Annotated in this window: 7 protein-coding genes; 4 read left to right on the top strand and 3 right to left on the bottom strand. The window is 46.8% G+C overall.

Annotated features, from left to right (window positions below; translation table 11 throughout):
• The first annotated feature begins 5 nt into the window (after window positions 1–5).
• The gene (locus QUA53_RS22010) at window positions 6–158 is read left to right on the top strand and encodes a hypothetical protein (protein ID WP_333100033.1); all 153 of its coding nucleotides are present in this window, start codon (window positions 6–8) and stop codon (window positions 156–158) included.
• Between the two features lie 336 nt (window positions 159–494).
• Here QUA53_RS22010 and QUA53_RS22005 read toward each other — a convergent pair whose 3' ends face one another.
• Complete coding sequence (locus tag QUA53_RS22005; protein ID WP_333100034.1) at window positions 495–1715, bottom strand: hybrid sensor histidine kinase/response regulator; 1221 nt, start codon at window positions 1713–1715, stop codon at window positions 495–497.
• Window positions 1716–1963: 248 nt separating this feature from the next.
• On the bottom strand, window positions 1964–8461 hold the full coding sequence (locus tag QUA53_RS22000) for a PAS domain S-box protein (RefSeq protein ID WP_333100035.1): 6498 nt from the start codon (window positions 8459–8461) through the stop codon (window positions 1964–1966).
• Between the two features lie 1023 nt (window positions 8462–9484).
• Between QUA53_RS22000 and ppsA the strand changes: the two genes are divergently transcribed.
• Both ppsA and QUA53_RS21990 read left to right on the top strand, forming a co-directional pair.
• Window positions 9485–11962 carry a phosphoenolpyruvate synthase gene (ppsA, locus tag QUA53_RS21995; RefSeq protein ID WP_333100036.1) on the top strand — a complete coding sequence of 826 codons (2478 nt, stop codon included), beginning with the start codon at window positions 9485–9487 and terminating at the stop codon, window positions 11960–11962.
• A 448-nt stretch (window positions 11963–12410) separates the two neighbouring features.
• The gene (locus QUA53_RS21990) at window positions 12411–12731 is read left to right on the top strand and encodes a DUF6464 family protein (protein ID WP_333100037.1); all 321 of its coding nucleotides are present in this window, start codon (window positions 12411–12413) and stop codon (window positions 12729–12731) included.
• A gap of 129 nt (window positions 12732–12860) precedes the next feature.
• Here QUA53_RS21990 and QUA53_RS21985 read toward each other — a convergent pair whose 3' ends face one another.
• Window positions 12861–13103, bottom strand: coding sequence for a hypothetical protein (locus tag QUA53_RS21985; RefSeq protein WP_333249076.1), 243 nt, complete (start codon window positions 13101–13103; stop codon window positions 12861–12863).
• A 1127-nt stretch (window positions 13104–14230) separates the two neighbouring features.
• Here QUA53_RS21985 and QUA53_RS21980 point away from each other — a divergent pair.
• Window positions 14231–19708 (top strand): DUF4347 domain-containing protein (locus tag QUA53_RS21980; protein WP_333100038.1); only part of this gene is annotated, 5478 nt, incomplete at its 3' end.

Below are 19708 nucleotides of genomic sequence, written 5' to 3'. Positions count from 1 at the left end.
GCTGTGTGCTTGCAGACCCCGCAGATTTATTGGTAGAATTGAGTTCTTCGCTGCAAGTTTTCCGCCTCGCCCCAAACCTAGTGGCTCCAAACTATTATACTCTTACCAATATTGCAACTCAACTCTCTTTTAATTTACAACCTTTGGCATGGGAATAGCAAGAGGCAAGTCAAAAAAGCGCGGAGTAATCAAAATTTGCCTGGCTAATAGCCTGTGAAACTTTAGATTTTAAATAGCCGTTTAAAGTTTGCCTAAAGTGGCATTATTCTTTTTCAAGAATGCTATTATTACCAAGGTACGAGAATTACCGTTGATTTACAAAATACGCTCTAAGATTGTGTTAGCTTAATTGCTTGCAGTTAGCGCATATTTGTATTGAGCAATGCAAGTCCTCTCTTGCTACAGTAACAAAGATTTGCATTGCTTGGTACAAACCTAATTACCAACTTAATTACCATTGTCTACCGGGCAACGATTTAACTCAGTTGAGTCGCTCAATTTTTCTGTGGCTTGGGCAGCACAACTGTAAACACGCTGCCTTGACCGAGATTGCTGCTAATAGCAATCTCACCATTAAAAGGTTTTAAAAGTTCAATACAAGTATAAAGTCCTAGGCCAGTACCTGTCGGTTCTCCTTCGGTTTTTTCCTCGCCTTTAGGCGGCTTGGATGTGTAAAAAGGGTCAAAAATTTTTGGCAGTTCTTCAGATGATATGCCGCATCCCGTATCTGCAATATCCATATATATGTTCGAGTCATCTTGCCGAGTCACGATAGTTATTTCTCTGCTTTTCTTTTCCCACATAGCATCCATTGCATTATTTATTAAATTATAAAATACTTGAGAAATATAGGAATAAATTAATGGAATGCTGGCAATTTCTTCGTCATAAAAGTATTTTTTTCTAATCTTGTTTTTAAAATACAGGTTGCCTTCCAATAGCTGAATTTCTCTCTGCACTAAATCGTTGATATTCACCGGGTGCAAATCTTGCTTTTGCTCGTTTCGGCTTTTCATCATCAGAGTATCCATGATCTGATTGATTTTTGTGACCGCTTGAAAAATATACTTACTATAATTAAACAGAGAGTCTTCTTGAATTTGTGTAGCTTTTGTTTCAATCAAATCGACGCTAGTCTGAATCACTTGCAGCGGACTTTTGAGGTTGTGAACCATTCCCTGGGTCAAACGTCCAATGATGGCTGTTTTTTCCTGGTTTATTAATTGCTTGGTTTTTTGTTCAACAAGTTTTTCCAGGTTTTGGTTGAGGTGGGCAAGTTCGAGGTTTTTTTCTTCAAGTTTTTTTTGCAAGCTGCGGATTGTCAAGTGGGTTTGAATCCGGCTCAAAACTTCTTCGTGCTGGAAAGGCTTAGTGATGTAGTCAACGGCTCCTGTCTGAAAGCCTTTTACTTTATCAGGCGTATCAGAAAGGGCGCTCATAAATATGATGGGAATATCTTGCGTTGACGAGTCTGCTTTCAAACGTCGGCAAGTTTCAAAACCGTCAATTCCTGGCATCATGATATCCAAAAGAATCAAGTCGGGATGGATGTAGTCAATTTGCTCGATCGCACTTTCGCCGTCTAGAGCTACTAATACTTTAAACCCATAATTCCTTAACAACTCGAAAAGTACGTCAAGATTTGTTTGGTTGTCATCGACAATTAGTATGATGCTTCTTTCGGAATTCTTATCGTTCATATTCAAGGCAAACATTCAAGTTTTTTACTTTTTAGTTGTGGGTTGTGAGTTTAAATCGGATTAAAGTGATTTTCTGCGGCTCTCGAAACCTGGTTGCTTCGTAGATGCCTTTATTTGCAATCACTCTTTCTTTTATGGGCGGGTAGGATGCCCATCCCACCAAAATTTCATTCTCTTTGGAACAGGCATCTTGCCTGTTGCTGACAAAAATGTAAGATGTGAGATTTAACAGATTTTGAGTTGTGTGTTAGCTACAGTCAATTTTAGGACAAATGTTGCTTCAAAAAATCTCTAATTTGCTTGAGCTGAAATCCTTTAGCAAGTTGGCGCAGGTGATGAACGAAAGGCACTAATGTCGGGTCAGAATGTTCGAGTTTAGCAGTTTCTTCCAGAATAGCTTCAATATCGCCCATTGCAGCCAATCTTAACAATCTCAAGACTGACTCAGAGGTAGGAGACACCATCGTTGAGTCAGCAGCAGCAATCTCAGAAGATGCTTTTGCAGTTTTATCTATCCGCTGTTTGGTATGCGATCTTTCTTCGTAAACCCATTCTAGTCTCAAATGCAGGCGCAATAATTCTAAAAGCTCGTTAGTTTGAATCGGCTTGGTGAGAAAATTATCGCAACCTGCAAGCCTGCTCTCTTGCTTGGTAGTCTCGTAAACGTTAGCGGACAAAGCAAGGATCACCGTATCTTTTAATTCCGGCAACCGTCGCAGCCGCCTGGTAGCTTCCCAACCATTCATTACGGGCATCAGGAAATCCATTAAAATTATATCCGGTAGAAATTCCTGTGCTTTATGCAAGCAGTCTTCGCCGTCTGTAGCTTCTGCAATCTCAAAGCCTAAATGAAAAAGCAGCCTGTGCAACATGGCGCGATTTACTTCGTGATCGTCTACTATTAGCACTTTCCGCTGAGGACCGGTAAAACCTACAAGCCGTTTTTTTTCTTGCCGGGAGGGAAGTTCCGAAGACTGGGCAACTGCAGGCAAGTCTAGATCCAACCAAAATATGCTGCCTTTGCCGGAGGTACTTTGGACGCGAATTTGGCTGCCCATCATTTTGACTAATTTTTGGCTGATGGAAAGTCCCAGTCCGGTACCTTCGACGAAATTGTTATGATCGCCCACTTGATGAAAAGGCAAAAATATGTCTTCTAATTTATTCTGCCCGATGCCTATGCCCGTATCTTCGATGTGAAAGCGAATTTTATGGGTAGGGACAGGGACACGGCCGATATTTTCTACTGTTGTCACCTCGCGCGCTTCTGTTGTTCCTAGTGGCTGGACCGACATTTGCTGCGCGTCTAAATTAGCGGTCAAATTGATCGTTTGAGTGGCAATTTCCGCTGTCAAATTAGAAGTTTTCCAGTTGGTTTGAGGATCATTATCGGGGAAATTTTCTGCATAACCGACTTTGAATGTAACGCTGCCACTGTTCGTAAACTTAACGGCATTGCTGAGCAAATTAATCAAAACTTGACGCAACCTTTTTTCGTCTGCCAAAATCCCGTCTGGGAGCGCTGAAACTTGCTCGTAATTAAAGGCAATTCCTTTTTGAGCGGAGCGCATCTGGAACAAATCAATAATACTTTTAACAAAAGTAGGAAAATGCACGTTTGTCAGCGACAGCTCCATTTTACTAGCTTCGATTTTTGAGAGGTCTAAAACATCATTAATCAGCATCAGCAGGTGGTTGCCACACTGGTGAATGTTGTTAAGACTTTCCTGCTGATCTGCGGTCAAGTTTTTATCGACTTTTAGCAATTGAATGTATCCCAAAATCCCGTTCAAAGGCGTCCGCAATTCGTGGCTCATGTTGGCGAGAAAGTCGCTTTTAGCGCGGTTGGCAGATTCGGCGGCTTCTTTAGCTAATTGCAGGGCGGCTTCTGCAAGTTTGCGATCGGCAATTTCGGTTTGTGCTTGTTCAAATAGCACCGATTGCTGAATGGCGATCGCCAACTGCACCCCCAATTGTTTTAGGCAGTCTCCCTCCAATTGCTGCCAGGAACGCGGGCCCGTGCAGTGGTGGGCAATTAGCAGCCCCCACAAGTTTTCTCCTTGCAAAATCGGCACTACCAGATTCGCTCTCACATCGAGCCGAGTCAACAAAGCCAAGTGGCACTCGGCTAGGCCGGCATTGCGAACATCTTCTATGGCTCTAATTCTGCCGTCTTGGTAAAGAGGAACGTAGGCTGCCCCGAAACAGGGGTCATAAATTTCCATTCCTACAATTGGTAGGAAATTTTCGGCAACCGACTCGACAGCTATAAATCCGCTCCAATCAGGATTAAATTGGTAAATAACAGTGCGGTCTACTTGCAAAAAATGCCGCACTTCTTCGACGCTTTTGGTGAGAATCTCTTCGAGATTTAGAGAAGATCTAATGCGTTCCAGCATGGCTACCGCCAACTGTTCACGCTTTAACTTTTGGCGCAAAATTAATTCAGATTCTTTGCGTTTTGTGATATCGGTAATTACTGCAATTAAGCCGATGTAATTCTCATTAATATCTTGAATACTGTCGGCTCGCACCAGAGAAGTAACTGCTTCGCCACTCTTAGTTTGCAGCGCAACTTCGCCACACCAAGAGCGACCTTTGCGAAGGCTTTTATAGATTTGTTTGTAATTTTTATGCCGGACATAAAGCGCAGCCATATCGCCAATATCATTGAGTTCTTCCACCGTGTAGCCGTAGCGCTGAATGAAGGCTTGATTGTGGTAAATAGACCGCCCTTTCAAGTCGGCGATCACGATCGCGTCGCTGGTACTTTCGACGGCTTGAGTGACCTGCACTAAAGCTAATTCTGCTGCTTTGCGATCGCTAATATCCGTCATCGAACCCACCATCCGCAGAGGGTTTCCGGCTTCGTCCCAGACTGCTTGAGCGCGGGCGAGCACCCACTTATAGCTACCGTCTTTGCACTGCAAGCGGTATTCGGCAGCGTAATAGGGGGTTTGGCGATCGAGATAACCTTGGATCGCTGCTTGCACTCGTGAGCGATCGTCTGGATGGATGCGATCGATCCACGAGGTGTTGGTGTTTTCGATTTCGCCGTCTGTGTAACCGATAATTTCTTGCCAGCGGGCCGATCGAAAAGCTTCATTTGTTTGAAGATTCAGATCCCAAATTCCGTCTTGATTGCCTTTGAGAACTAACTGCCAGCGTTCTTCACTTTTACGCAATTCTTCTTCGGCTTGTTTGCGCTGAATATGATCGCCCAACTGAGTCGCTACAGCCTTGACCAACTCTACTATACGCGGTTCCATAATCGAGCGGTCGCGCTTGCAGAATACTAAAACTGCCAGCACCTTTGAGCTAGCGTGAATTGGCACTCCGAAACAAGCTTTTAATCCGAATGATACCGCCATTTGCGCTCGGGCAAAAAGATGATTTTTGGCTACAGAAATATCTTCAATCCATTCTACATTTCTGGTTGACCAAATCCGCCCAGGTACTGCCACTCCGGCGGCGAATCTAATTTTTTTACTTTCACGACCGAACATATCTAAATCGCGATCGCTAGCGTACCAAGTTTCGCTGTGTTCCAAAAAAGTACCGTTAGCACTCGGTATCCAAGCTTCCGCAAAATTCCAGCCGATCGCATTGCACAGCAACCGCAGGATATCTGGGAGGGCACTGTGAAAATCAGCAGACTGACTAATGGCTTGAGTTGCGGCCAGCAACAGCTTTATTTCATCTTCTGCTTGCTTGCTTTCTGTAATATCAGTTCCCGTGCCGAGAATTTGTTTTAACTTACCATCGGCTGTTTTCGCAAATACAGTATCTCGGCTAACCATCCAGCGCCAAGAACCATCCTTGTGCCTAATTCTGTATTCAATTTCAAAGATATCCCCTTCGCTGCCTGTTTCAACTTGCTGTAAATAATCAGGCATTTTTCTTAAATCTTCGGGATGAATTAAAGGTGACATCATCCACGGCCCCATTGCCTGAATCTCCTCTAGTGTATAGCCAAGAATCTGGTATATAGAAGCGTTTCCATAGATATTTTTTTTTTCAATTAAGTCACAAACATACAAAATATTAGGACTTGCCCCTGCAATTTGTTGAATGAATCGCTGGCTCTCTCGCAGTGCTGCTTCTGCTTGTTTCCTTTGGGAAATATCGCGAACAATGCAAATAGTTTCTCCGCCGGCTAGCATTGTCAGCGATACATCTAAAGGAACCTTCGATCCGTCGCGGCGGCATCCTACTGCTTCGGTCATGTACCAACCTTTCTGCACTAAAGTAGGGGCAACTTCTTGCTCAAACCTTTGCAGTTCTGCACCTTCGTAGAATACTTTCCAACTTTTGCCTAACAGTTCTTCGAGAGAGTCGTAACCGTAGATTTTTAGTCGGGCTGCGTTGCAATAAATCAAAAGTCCGTCGGTATCGATTATGGCGATACCTTCGGAAGCGGCAGCCATTGCCGCTGCTTGCCTGTGGAGTTTTGACTCGAAACGTTTGCGATTGGTGATGTCGCGGACGATCGCGATAATTTCGTCATCGGTGCAAAAAACTATTCTCGCTTCAAAATCGTACAGTTCATCATTAACGGGCATTTGATATTCTACAACTTGAATCTCGCCCGTGGCGATCGCTTGTTGATTGCTCGACAAGATTTTTTCAGCAAAAGCAGCCGGCAATATGTCTTGTGCTTTTTTGCCAATTAGTGTTTTTTGTGGGATGATTTTCTCGAAATTTTTTGCAGGCTTGAAGTCTACAAAAGTGCCGTCTGCCCGACAGCGAAATATCATGTCTGGTATCGCATTTAAAAGAGCGCGGTTGGTGGCTTCACTCTTACGCAGTTCAGCTTCAGCTTGCTTGCTAAATGTAACGTCGCGAGCAACTGCATAAATCAAACCTTCTTCTGCAAACGGGGATGCTGTCCACGACAGCCATTTATAAGTACCATCTTGGCAAAGATAGCGGTTTTCTAAGCTAATAACGGGGTGGCTATTTTTAAGTTTTTCTAATTCCGCTACAGTAATTTCTAGGTCTTCTGGATGGACGAATTCTATCAAAGGTTTGGCTAAGATTTCATCACTGCTATAACCTAATACATTTGACCAAGCGGGGTTTAAGCGTTTGAAATAGCCATCAAAACCTGCAATGCAAAGTAAATCTAGCGAGAGATTAAAAAATCGATCGCGGTCTTGCTGGGTTTGTTTCAGTTCCGTAACATCCATCACCAAACCGTCCCAAACTATATCGCCGTTGGCTTGCTTTTCTGGCTTCGACGCGCCTTGCAGCCATTTCACTCGATCTCCCATAACTTGCCGCCACTGGTGTTGCCAAGCTTGCTGAGTTGCCGCTGAAGTTGCCATCGATCGCTGCAAGCCTGAGATGTCGTCTGGGTGAACTGTTGCAAAAGCCAAAGTGGCATTTTCTTCTATTTGTTCAGGTTTTAAATTGTAGATATGCAAACTGCCCGAAGAAACGTAAGTAAAAGATGTTTTACCATCTACATCAAGCCGATATTGATAAATCATTCCAGGCACGTTGTCGGTCATTATTTGAAATCGAGCTTCGCTTTCCTGCAACGCAATTTGCTGGCGTTTGTATTCGGTCACATCTCGCATTGTTCCGACTAACATTTTAGTCCCATCGGCTTTTTTAAATACTGTTTTTTTAGTAGATATAATGCGTTCTTGACCTTCGCTATCGGTAAAAATTTCTTCTGTTTCCTGAGCCAGACTTCTTTGCAATACTTGCTCGTCTTGTTGCCAAAAAAAAGCCGCTTGTGCTGGGGGTAAAAAATCGTATCCTGACTTGCCAATCAGTTCCGATCGCCTTTTTCCTATCAAATTGCAAAAAGCATCGTTTAATACGATCCATCTGTGCAGCTCATCTTTGACAAAAATCGGGTCAGGAGTAGAATTAATCGTGTGATTTAAAAACTCTTCTGATGCTTTTAATTGAGCTTCGTAACGGTAGCGATCGCTCACGTCCAAGACTACTTTAATCAGGTGGTCGATCGAGCCGTCTAGGGCTCGGATACAGCGCAGGTAAACTCTCGTATAAACTGTATTTCCGTCTTTTCGGCGCCATCTTTGGTCTAAAACATAGCCTTCACTCTCCCCTGCCAAAATTTTATTGAACTGCTCTAAACTCGCCTGCAAGTCTTCAGGAAAACCCCACCTCTCCCAATTCTCATGCAAAAACTCTTGGCGAGAGTACCCCAGCAAATCACACAAAGCATCGTTGACTTCCAACCACTCGTATTTTTCTGGTGCTGAGGGGGATATCGGAGGAGCAAGAATGGCAATTCCGACGAGAGAATTCTCGACTACCGAGCGATATTTTTCTTCACTTTTTCGCAAAGCTTCTTGGTTGTGCTGTCGCTCGACTGCGTAACGAAGCGATCTAATTAACACTTCGCTGTCGATTTTTCGCTTGACTAGATAATCTTGAGCTCCGGCTTGGATTGACTGCACGGCAAGCTCTTCATCGTTGCGGGCAGTCAGTACGACAATCGGAGTATTTAGGCTATATTCTTGTATTTTGACAATTGTATTTAAGTCTTGGCTATCGGGCAGCGAAAGATCTAGTAAAATCACATCAAAATCTTCGCCGGTCAAAAGTTCCTGCGCTTTGCTGAGACAGTCTGTACAACTTACTGATAGCCTTTGGGGTTCGGCTCTACTAACATTTGTTTCTAATAATAATTCTTCGATCAGCTCGGCTTCTGCTTGATTGTCTTCGACCAGAAGAACTTTAAAGCCGTTTCGCTTTGCGGGTGGACTCAAAACTGATATCATATACCTTGTTTTTTGTCAGAAGGCAGTGTAGCCAACTATTATAGCATATAAAGAATTGTATAGCCACAAATCCCCCCGTTCCAGTTGAAAACTCTGTGGTGCAAGAATTACAAGGGAGTATCTCATATTTGTAAAAACACTTCTTTTCCCTCCTTCCTTCTTCCTCTTGCCTTCTGCCTCCTGCCTCAAAAATCCTATTTCTAGCTGGGGTGCAAAAGTAATATCATCCCATTTACAATGCACTCTATATCAGAGATTGGACTCTTCTCAAAAACTGGTTATTCTGCCCATTTCACAAAAAGTAAATTTTCTGGGTATGGGTTCTTTTAACCCGTCCTTAAAAGGCTTATTGAAAATGGTGCAATATCTGATATCTATGCGATTGTGTTTTTCCTCTAAGTAGGTCAAAGCCATCAGAGGGAAAATTTTTAGGTTTTTTAGAAGCTGGGTTTCAGGAGGAAACTAAGCTGCTGAGTATTTTTTTGGACCATCGCCCCTGTGACCAGATTTTAGATTTTAGACTTTAGATTTAGTCCACAGATGAATCGGCGAGGTTGAACTAGAATCTAAAATTTTGGGTGACTCACGACTCCTGTCGGAAAGTAAGTATCCATTTTTGGGCTGGTTCAGCCGATGATCGCGCGATCGCACCTCACCCTTTGTTGTCCTTGGATTCCGCTAGCAACAGCATCCAAGCGATATCCCCGCACCAATGAGCGCTCAACGCCAAAAAAGCGGTGGCAACTATCTTCGCTATTTATGTTTTTACCACTTCTTTTATCATACCTTACATAAACTGATTACTGCGATTTCTTTACTTTCTGCAATCAAATAAAATATCTCCACAGGCCTTGCTATTTAGCAAAAAAGTGATAATCTTGAATTAGAGGCAATCGAAAACTCGGTTGATACAGCCTAGCAAAAAACTTGATAATTTTAGTAACAAAATTACAATTCCGCATAACCTGTCTTTTGTTTACTGTCCTTTGACCGAAATGAGCTGAAGTTGAGAGGAAAAAAGCAATGCTCGACAATTTAGCAATTGAACAAAAACCCGGTTTAATCCCCAAAGAAAAAGCCTTAGTATTGTTGTTTGATGAAGTCGGCATCGCCGACATCCCATTAGTAGGCGGTAAAAATGCTTCTTTGGGCGAAATGATTCAACAGTTAACCGCCCAAGGAGTCAGAGTTCCCAACGGATTTGCAACTACAGCACACGCTTACCGGTACTTCATCCAGTCAGCGGGTTTAGAAGCTAAATTGCGCGAAATTTTTGCAGATTTAGACGTAGAAGATCTGCAGAACCTGCGACAAAAAGGCAAGCAAGCGCGGGCACTGATTCTTGACACACCATTTCCGCGAGAACTCCAAGCCGCGATCGCGGATGCTTACGAAAAATTGTGCGATCGCTACGGCGACAGTACAGACGTAGCAGTGCGTTCCTCCGCCACCGCCGAAGACTTACCAGACGCCAGTTTCGCGGGACAGCAAGAAACCTACCTCAACGTCCAAGCTTGCGCTGGCGTCCTGGAATGCTGTCACAAATGCTTTGCTTCCATATTCACCGATCGCGCGATTTCCTACCGCCAACAAAGGGGTTTCGACCACTTTGAAGTCGCCCTATCAGTCGGCGTCCAAAAAATGGTGCGATCGGACTTAGCATCATCCGGCGTCATGTTCAGCATCGACACCGAAACCGGATTCAAAAACGCCGTATTAGTCACCGCCGCCTACGGATTAGGCGAAAACATCGTCCAAGGAACCGTCAACCCCGACGAATACTTCGTCTTTAAACCAACCTTAAAACAAGGTTTTCGCCCGATTTTAGAGAAACGACTCGGCAGCAAAACCCTCAAAATGGTGTACGATATCGGCGGTTCTAAATACACCAAAAACGTCTCCGTCATCGCCGCCGAAAAAAATAAATTTGCCATCCAAGATGATGAAATTCTGCAACTAGCAAAATGGGCCGTAGTCATCGAAGAACACTACTCTAAAGTGCGCGGGACTTATACCCCGATGGACATTGAGTGGGCAAAAGACGGCAATACGGGCGAATTGTTTATTGTCCAAGCGCGACCCGAAACAGTACAATCTCAAAAGTCTGCTAAAGTTTTGCGAAACTACAAATTGCAAGGCAGCAGCGCAGTTTTAGCAAAAGGACGCGCCGTTGGCGAATCAATCGGACAAGGCAAAGCCCGCGTAATTTTAGATGTGCACAGAATCGCTGAATTTCAATCAGGAGAAGTTTTAGTTACCAACAAAACAGACCCGGATTGGGAACCGATTATGAAAAAAGCAAGTGCGATCGTCACCAATTCCGGCGGCCGCACTTGTCACGCCGCCATCATCGCCAGAGAAATGGGAATTCCCGCCATTGTCGGCACCGGTGAGGCAACCCAAATCTTGAAAAACCATCAAGAAATCACTGTTTCTTGTTCCGAAGGAGATGAAGGGAAAGTTTATGCGGGTTTGCTTCCTTTTGAAATTCAAGAAACGGCGATCGAGAATTTGCCCCGCACCCGCACTCAAATTTTAATGAATGTCGGGAACCCAGAAGAAGCCTTTGGTTTATCAGCAATTCCCTGCGACGGCGTAGGCTTAGCGCGGCTGGAATTCATCATTGCCAATCACATTAAAGCACATCCGCTGGCACTGATTCACTTTGACGAATTGGTGGATGAATCAGTCAAAGAAGAAATTGCAGAACTCACAGCACTTTACCAACACAAACCCGATTTCTTCACCGACAAACTCGCCCACGGAATTGCCACAATTGCCGCCGCATTTTATCCAAATCCAGTGATCGTGCGGATGAGCGATTTCAAGAGCAACGAATATGCTAATCTTTTGGGTGGGCGGCAGTTTGAACCCAACGAAGAAAACCCGATGATCGGGTGGCGCGGCGCCTCTCGCTATTACGACCCAAATTACCGCGAAGCTTACGCTTTGGAATGCAAAGCATTAAAGCGAGTTCGCGACGAAATGGGCTTGACAAATGTGATTCCGATGATTCCATTTTGTCGCACCCCGGATGAAGGACGAAAAGTGTTAGCCGAGATGGCAAAACACGGTTTAGTTAAGGGCGAGAACGGCCTGCAAGTGTATGTGATGTGCGAATTGCCGAGCAATGTCATATTTGCTGACGAATTTGCCCAAGTTTTTGACGGATTCTCGATCGGCTCTAACGATTTAACTCAGTTAACATTAGGATTAGACCGGGATTCTGCTTTAGTCGCACACATTTTTGACGAACGGAATGAAGCTGTCAAGCGCATGGTAGCAATTGCCATTAAAGCTGCCAAGAAGTACGATCGCAAGATTGGGATTTGCGGTCAAGCCCCCAGTGATTATCCTGAGTTTGCTCGTTTCTTGGTTGAGCTGGGAATTGATTCGATTAGTTTGAATCCCGATTCGGTTTTGAAGACTTTGTTGGATGTTGCTAAGGTGGAAAGCGCGGGTTCGTTGATGGACTTAGCCGGGGATATTGCTAAGGTTTAACCCTTTCATGTTTTGAGAGAAACCGGGTTTCTTAAACAATAGCTAGCCCATGTTCTGACTTGCTTGTTTTTGAACCGATCCGGTTTCTCATATTTAGTCCTGTAAAATAACCGATTTTGCGTTTGTAGTGATTAATCCAAGTCCTCTGATTTTTATCAGGACTTGCATTCGTCACTACAAACCTATTTGATTGCTGATAATTGACCTGAAATAATATCACATCATATCTGCACTTCTGGCTTTTTTGGACCCGGACGATGCGCTTTACGAAAAAAGTGGCGTCAGCAGCGATCGCCCTCCTCAGCCGCCAGCTAACGGTTAACACACGGGCTGCATAGTTTGAGAATAGATCGGGAACTTTTCTTATTTAAAACCGTCTTTTAGAGGAGGATTTTCTGTTGCCATAGCCTAAGTCAAAAAACATATTATCCACATAAGCTCTGAAAATGTGCTAACTGCTCTCCTGATTATTTTCATAGGTTTAGCTCCGTCGCTGCTGTCTTTGTGGGTGATGCGCTCTGCCCAGAGCCAAGCCCGCGACAGAATTGCAGCGGCCAGACTTGCGGTAGCGAATAGACCCATGCGAACTCAACTACCAACTGCCGATCGCACTTACATACAAAGCCTCGGTTATTCGATAGGCGATATCACTTGCGAGTATAACGCCCGCTCTAATTACATTCGCTGCGCTGTCAATCCTTCTGGGCCCTGTCAAGATTGTCGGTACTACCAAGCCAGAACTCTTGACGCTCGCGGTGAAAAGATATAGCTTATATTGGTGCTTGTATCTACGCCTATTTGCGGATGTAATAATCAATGAGTTAAGATGTACTTACGTGTAAGGATTATTGTTGGAGCTTGTTTTGGACGACCCACGCCCCAACTCAGCAATTAAAACCTAATCGAGCATTATTGCTTGGTTACAGTTGTCATAACAGGGGAATTGCGATCGGTGTTTTTCTAGTTGAGGATTTACGATCGGAAACAAAGTTGAGATGATAAATTTTGGTTGGGTGGCGAGAAATCTAGGAATAAATTGGGTTTCTAGTCTCTTAGACGTAACTCCTGCAGTTAAGAAAATTAGCCAACAAAAATCGTAAGTAGCTGAGGGGCAAATCTCCAAATCAGTTTCTTCAAACATGATGAAAAATTCTGCGCGAAACATTGTCCCGAGCATTGATCTTAAACAGAAACCAGCTCGAAGACTCTAAGTTGACAACTTGAGAAGTTGCTTGTGGGCGGCACTAATATGTTTTTGCTATCGTAGCGAAACAGTCTCAAATCTAGATTGCTATCTCCAGACTCCAAGTCATGAATTTTTAAGACACTTCGTCGATACAGGGTATGCCAATTTCAATTGAATCTCATATGTTGCACCATTTTCAAGAATAGGCTTTCTGGCCTGTTCCACAACAAGTGAATTTTTTTATGGGCTGGGCAGGAGAACCCCCCATAGAAGGGTTATTGAGAATGGTAAAAGATCTCAGTTGAATGACACTTCGGGCACGGTCGGCATAATTATGTGACGGCTATCACTCCCTCATTAATACCTGGTTGCTATTGTGAACAGGGCTTGCACACCAAAAGCAAAGAAACCGAGTTTTTTACCGGGAGCGAGGGCTGCAAAGAAGTCTTTTCGTCCCTCAAACCAGGTTTATACCTCTAGAAATAGTGAATTTTCTCTGCAAATAAAGTGCATTAGACGATGTACAGAAAACCTCATTAAGTAAATTTTTGAGAACTGGTGTTATTATCTACTGCGCGATGTAAGAGATAAGCGTGTAACAGATACACTCGCTAACAGAAAAGAAAAAAGTCGAACGCAAAATATCACCCGATAGAGAGATTATGGGGATTTTAAACCCCAAATCCTCTGCGCTTCTGCCGGCGATATTGGCAATGCTATTAAATATTAATATAGCAGTCATTTGTGCTGAGTAAAATTCGCTTTTTGCTTTTGATCCACCTCAAGCTACACCGCCTATTACTCTGCAATTAAACCTTTTCAAGAGGTGATAATGATCATCTGGAAATGGGTACATCATCTACAATTCGTGAGCCAATTTGACCATGCAAAGCATCTGCAATAAACCAATTTTTGTCACCCCCAAAATATGTGACTCCACCGCAAGGATTTCGGGCGCAAAATCCAGAACAACCGCAACTTATCATCAGAAAAAAGCAATAAAAAAAGTAAAAACAGAGGAGTGTTTCCTGTCCCAGAAACTCCGTGTCGACAGGGGAATTGGGCATCCCCACAGAGAATTTTTGCGAGCAACCCAGTCTGTGGGCGCCCCGACTCTAAAAAATGTACTGTTCCTCGATGCCAGAGTAGAGAACTTCGACAGCTTGGCAAGAGGAGGAACAGCCTATACAGAGGTATTTGTATTGGACTCGACGCGGGATGGAGTCGAGCAAATTACTAGAATTTTGGTTAATTACAGCGATTTAGACAGCCTTCAGATAGTTTCTCACGGTCGAGAAGCGGGGGTGCAGCTAGGGTCGATCGAACTTTGCAACGACAACTTACAAACCTACAACCATTTGTTAGAACAGTGGGGAAAAGCCCTCAGCGAGAGAGGAGATATCTTGTTATTCGGCTGCAGCGTCGCAGCGGGAGAAAGTGGCGAGGCCTTCGTGCGGCGGCTGAGCTTAATAGTCGGTGCAGATATTGCAGCTTCCGACAACTTGACGGGGAGTACGGCACTCGGTGGCGACTGGGAATTAAAATTTGCGACAGGGGAAATAAAAGCGAGAATCGCCATTGAAAAAGAAGTGCTCGCAGCCTACCCTTACGCCCTCGGCACATTAGTTAACGAAACTTTCAAAAACTCCACAGTTAGGGGGCCTTGGATTTACGGGGGAAACGACGGAGCACTGTTCAATCCCAGCAGCGGGGTTCCAGCAGCCAATCAACTTATCCCCGGCATTACCGGAGGCACGGTATCGGGCGTAATTCCGGCTTTGGGCGGTTCAAGTCCCGGCGATGGCGCTCTGCGATTAACTCCAGCAGTAAATCTTCGGGAAGCCTTCGTCATCTACAACAACCCCATTCCTTCAACCGACGGTATCAGAGTCCAGTTTGATTTTTATTCTTACGGTTCAAGCCAGCAATTTGAGGCTCCGCAACCCTCTATTAGTCCTCAGCCAGGGGACGGGCTGGGTTTCTTCTTGATAGACGGCACTGTTAGCCCAACCAGGACTGGGGGTTATGGCGGTTCTCTGGCTTACGCTCCACGAACGGGTATACCCGGTATTGAGGGAGGTTATTTAGGCATTGGGCTTGACGAGTTTGGCAATTTTTCAACATCCACAGAAGGGCGCTCCGGCCCGGAGCCACCTTCGATTCCCGGCTCCTCTATTGGTTCTTTCCGACCTGATTCAGTAACTGTTAGAGGAAATCAAGCAAACGGTTATCAGTTTTTAACAAATGCGATCGTTCCCTTCGGCATCGATAACATTCCTACCAGCATTGACTTTAGCGGCCCTCAACCAGGCAGCAATTTTAACTTCAGCAATACGTTCACGAGCGATCGCAATTTAGCCAAAAGATCCGTTCAAATTACGCTGAATCCATCTAACGATCCGGTGAATCCCTCTCGCCTCACCGTTGCCTTCGATAAAAATTTCGACGGCATCTACGAAACTACATTGATCGACATCCCCAACTTGGCGACCAAAAACGGCTCAGTACCGCCAATTTTCAAATTTGGTTTTGGCAGTTCCACAGGAAGCGCCAACAACATTCACGAACTTCAAAACCTGGTAGTTGAAACTATCAATCCTCCCAGTATCGCCGCAGAGGTTGCCACTATTAAGACCGGCCCGCAGTTCGTCAAATCCGAAGGCAGCATTACCTACACGATTACTACTGTAAACAGGGGACCAGCGCCTGCTACAAATGTTCTGATTCAAGACGAAATACCTTTAGAACTGCGTCCGGGCGGATTGCAGCCGGATCTGATTGCCTCCAACAACGGCACTTACGTGAACCAAACCAAGGCAGTCACCTGGCCGTTAATTCCGGTTCTCAATGCCGGCGAGACTGTGACTTACACCCTGACAATTGATTTGCCGCCCGGTTTAACCAGCGGTAGCAGTTTTGCCAACGTTGCATTCAGCACTAGCTCGACTTTCGACCCCGACCTCAGCAACAACAGCGGTGTACTCGCCCCAGGGCAAATCGAGGGACCTGGTGTCGTGTCTACCACAGTTGTCGATACAGTCGCGGATTTAGTTACTACCAAAAGCGGTCCTGTGACTACTTCGGCTGGGTCAATCGTCGCCTACACATTGACTACCACTAACATGGGGCCAGACCCCGCTGCCGATGTGACCATCAGTGACAGCATTATTCCGGGTTTAACAGGAGTCAGCGTATCGGACGGCGGTACTTACGACCCAGTTTCGGGCATTGTCACCTTCCCAGCACTGACAGCCCTGGCAAATGCTGCGACTGAGACTCGGACTATCAGTTTCACTGCCCCAGCCACCCTTACTGCCATCAGCAACACGGCGCGGAGCACCTCGGCGATTTTCGATCCGATCGCCACTAACAACAACGGCTCGACAACCAACAAAGACGGCACTCCCACTAACTCTACGGTTACGACAAGTATTGCGCCCAACGCGGATTTGGCAACCACCAAAACCGGCTCTACAAGTGCTACTGCCGGTAGTTCGGTCAGCTATACGATCGCCACAGTTAATTTAGGGCCGAGTCCTGCAGAAGCTGTAACCATCACTGACAGCATAGTTCCCGGTTTAACCGGAGTCACGGCATCTAACGGCGGCGTTTACGATCCAGTGACGGGCATTGTCACCTTCGCGCCTGTGGCAATAGCCAACGCGGAGACTGTCACCCGGACGATCGACTTCACAGTACCGCCCACCCTAACTTCCATCAGCAACACGGCCAGAAGTACCTCCATCACTCCTGACTCCACTCCGACCAACAACAACGGTACCAACCCCAACGCCACCGTCACCACCTCGATCGATGCTGTGGCCGATGTTGTCACCCAAAAAACGGCTCCGGCCAGCATCAACGCGGGCGAAACGCTACTTTATACAATTACTACTGCCAACAACGGGCCGAGTCCTGCGACCAACGTAGTCATCACCGACAGCCTGATTCCCGGCTTAACTAATGTCAGCGTGTCCGATGGCGGAACCTACAATCCTGCCACAGGGACGATCGAGTTCCCAGCGATCGCGACTTTAGCCAGCGGCACCAACCAGAGCCGCACCATCAGCTTTGTACCGCCGACTACCCTGACGAGCATCACCAATATTGTATTGAGCCGATCGGACACTTTTGACCCGGACTTAACAAACAATAACGGCTCGACAGTCGCAGTGCCCGGTGAGGCGGGGGGTCAAGTCATTACCTCGATCGAGGCTGTGGCCGATGTTGTCACCCAAAAAACGGCTCCCGCCAGCATCCAGGTGGGCGACACGCTACTTTATACAATTACTACTACCAACAACGGGCCGAGTCCTGCGACCAACGTAGTCATCACCGACAGCCTGATTCCCGGCTTAACTAATGTCCGCGTGTTCGATGGCGGAACCTACAACGCAACCACAGGGACGATCGAGTTTCCAGCGATCGCGACTTTAGCCAGCGGCAGCAGTGTCACCCGCCGCCTAATTTTTGTACCCCCGCCTACGCTGACGAGCATCACCAACATAGTATTGAGTCGATCGGACACTTTTGACCCGGACTTAACAAACAACAACGGCTCGACAGTCGCATTGCCCGGTGAGGCGGGGGGGCAAGTCATTACCTCGATCGATCCTGTTGCCGACCTGGTTACGTCCAAGAGCGGTCTCACATCTGCTCCTGCTGGTAGTTCCGTGACTTATACTATAACTACCGCCAACAATGGGCCGAATGCTGCTGAAAACGTAGTGATTACAGACAGCATCATTCCCGGTTTAACGGGAGTAAGCGCATCCGATAACGGCACTTACGACCCAGTGACAGGGGTTGTCACCTTCCCAACAATTCCCAGTTTAACGAGCGGCAGCAACATCAACCGCGAGGTAACAGTAGTCGTTCCAGCGACGGGCGCCCTTAGCAATACTTCCCAGAGCCGATCGACCACTTTTGACCCCAAGCCCAGCAATAACAACGGTTCCGAGTCCAGAGCCACTGTCACCACCGCTATTATTAGCGCGCAGCCCACACCCAACAAACTTCCATCAGCCTACAGCAGCAACGCTGCGCTAGGGCCCAACAGCGTTGTCCAAATTAGCGGACTCGGAGGCAGAGACTCAGACGGCACAGTGGTTACATTCACCATCAGCACCCTGCCACCGACAAATCAAGGCGTCCTGTTCTTGGGCGACCCCGCAACGGGGGGAGTCGCCGTCACGGCTGGTCAAACCCTGACAGCCGAGCAAATGACGCAGTTATTCTTCCAGTCGGCGGGCAATTTCACAGGAGCTAATTTTACCTACAGCAGCAAGGACAATCTCGGTGGCAGCAGTCCTGCCGCCACAGTTTCTCTGGTGTCGCTAGCGTTCAACTACCCGCCGGTACCCACAAACTTCAGCAAGACCCTGGCGCCAAACAGCACCGTCAACCTCACAGCGCTGACGGCAAAAGACCCCGACGACTCGATCGAATTCTTTACTATCAACACCCTACCGGCGACAAATCAAGGCGTCCTGTACTTGGGCGACCCCAGCCAGGGAATCCGGGTCACGGCAGGCCAAAGATTGAGTACAACTCAAATCAACCAGTTATTCTTCCAAGCAACCAGCGAATTCGCAGCCACAAACTTTACCTACAGCGCCACAGACCGCCGCGGCGCCATCAGTTCAGCCCCCGCTACAGCCTCCCTGCTAGCACTATTACCTCCCACCGACCAGCCACCGGTCGCCAACAACTCCAGCCTGGCTGTGTTGCTGGGAAGAACCGTGAACATCCCCGGACTCGGAGGAACCGACCCAGACGGGACGGTGGTTTCCTTTACCGTAAACACCTTGCCGCCCGCCAATGAGGGGACGCTGTTTTTGGGTGATCCCAGCCAGGGAGTGCGGGTCACGGCTGGTCAAACCCTAACAACCGAGCAAATTACCCAGTTGTTCTTCCAGGCGTCCGGCAATTTCACAGGGGCAAACTTCACCTACAGTGCTACAGACAACCTCGGCGCCACGAGTGCGGCAGTCGCCACTGTCTCTCTCATTCCCCTTAAGGAATCGATACCGGCGCCAACACCCGCGCCGATACCCGTGCCGACACCGGCGCCAACCCCAACACCAACAACACCGGCGCCAACTCCAACACCAACAACACCGGCGCCGATACCCGTGCCGACACCGGCGCCAACTCCAACACCAACAACACCGACACCCACACCCACACCAACAATACCGGCGCCAACTCCAACACCAACAATACCGACACCCACACCCACACCAACAATACCGACACCCACACCCACACCAACAATACCGGCACCCACACCCACACCTGCAGCGGAACCAGCGCCGACGCCCATACCCACGCCGACGCCCATACCCGCGCCTGCCCCGGAACCAACTGCAACTGCAACTCCAACTCCAACACCACCCATTCCCACACCAACACCAACACAAACACCGGAACCAACACCAGCGCCAGAACCAACGCCTATATTCGGCCCAGTACCCGAACCCAATACCAGTTGCGGTTGCGACCCCTTGCCCCAGCCACCGAACATCACATTTATCCCACCCCAGCCTTCGCAAATACTC

Source organism: Microcoleus sp. Pol12B3, assembly GCF_036701355.1.
Lineage (GTDB): Bacteria > Cyanobacteriota > Cyanobacteriia > Cyanobacteriales > Microcoleaceae > Microcoleus.
The sequence above is the reverse complement of the archived record's forward strand: the minus strand, read 5'-3'. Positions and strand labels throughout refer to the sequence as shown.